This is a genomic window from Vibrio sp. Vb0349, assembly GCF_033338975.1.
Window position 1 is genome coordinate 1 of record NZ_JAWOTS010000257.1, and the last position, 1,288, is coordinate 1,288.

The 1,288-nt window shown below is 47.9% G+C and carries 1 protein-coding gene; it reads right to left on the reverse strand.

All coding sequences use genetic code 11. The features are described from left to right. Nucleotides 1-1,288, reverse strand: a 1,288-nt coding sequence (gene glnE, locus R7Q47_RS25000; protein WP_318089998.1) for a bifunctional [glutamate--ammonia ligase]-adenylyl-L-tyrosine phosphorylase/[glutamate--ammonia-ligase] adenylyltransferase, incomplete at both ends; no start/stop codon positions are given.

A 1,288-nucleotide genomic window follows, 5' to 3' on the forward strand; every position in this document is an offset into this window, starting at 1 on the left:
TCTATAGCTATCGAGTGGGATTGGGTTGTACAGCTGTTGGGGATCTATCAACTCATCCAGAAGGATTGGATAACGAGACAACTGTTCGGAAATCATTGGACTTGCGGTACACAAGCGCACCAACTGCACCAATGCGGCAGGGTGTTCATCCAACAATTCTAAGTACGTCGTGCGCGTGCAAATATTGTGTAGTAAATGCAACACTCGCGGTAAACCAAATTGAGCGTCTGGGTGGGCAAACACCGCGTCAAACACTTTTGGCATCAAGCGATTTAAGACTTCTCGCCCACGGGGGCCGAGCGTTTTCTTGGCCAAGTCGGCTTTAAAGTTGATGATAGCTTTAGAGAATATGGCGGGCTCTTCAACTTGAATGTCCTGCTCTAAAATCAGCTCTAGCACATCTTGTTTATTGGCCATATCCCATAATTCATGGAAATGACGAGCAATCGTGCTGCCCTCATCTTCTTCGTCGTCACCAATCAAGGTTTCAAATACTTGATGCACTTTGTTCATGTGCTGCTGAGTTTGTTCGATGAGCAGCTCCCACGACTCTAGCTGCATCGCAGTTGCCAGTTTTAAACGCTCAATGTCGCAATCGGGCAGCGTTTGAGTCTGCTTGTCTGCCATTGCTTGCAGTAGATTTTCTAGCTGGCGTAAATATTTATATGCCGCTTCCAGATTGCTGACTTCTTGCGGGGTTAACAGTGCAAGATCTTCAATACCATTTAAGGTTTCGAGCAAACCACGATTGCGCAAAGAGGGTTCTCTGCCGCCACGAATCAGTTGGAATACTTGCGCGATAAACTCAATTTCACGAATCCCACCCGCACCAAGCTTAATGTTGTTGGTTAAACCGCGACGGCGCACTTCACTGCTGATCATTGATTTCATGCGGCGCAACGACTGAATCGCACTAAAGTCGATGTAACGACGGAACACAAACGGACGCAACATTTTGCGTAGCTCTTGATATTGCGGATACATTTCGCATCCCATCACGCGCGCTTTGATCATCGCGTAACGTTCCCAGTCTCGTCCTTGCTCTTGGTAGTAATCTTCCAACGCAGCATAGCTCATGACCAACGGGCCGCTTTCTCCAAACGGACGCAACCGCATGTCGACGCGATAACAAAAACCATCAAACGTCTGTTGATCGAGTGCTTTGATGATCCGCTGACCAAGACGAGTAAAGAACTGCGCATTGGCGATACTGCGGCGGGCACCTTGGGTTTCGCCGTTTTCAGGGTAAGTAAAAATCAGGTCGATATCGGAAGAGAAATTCAGTTCG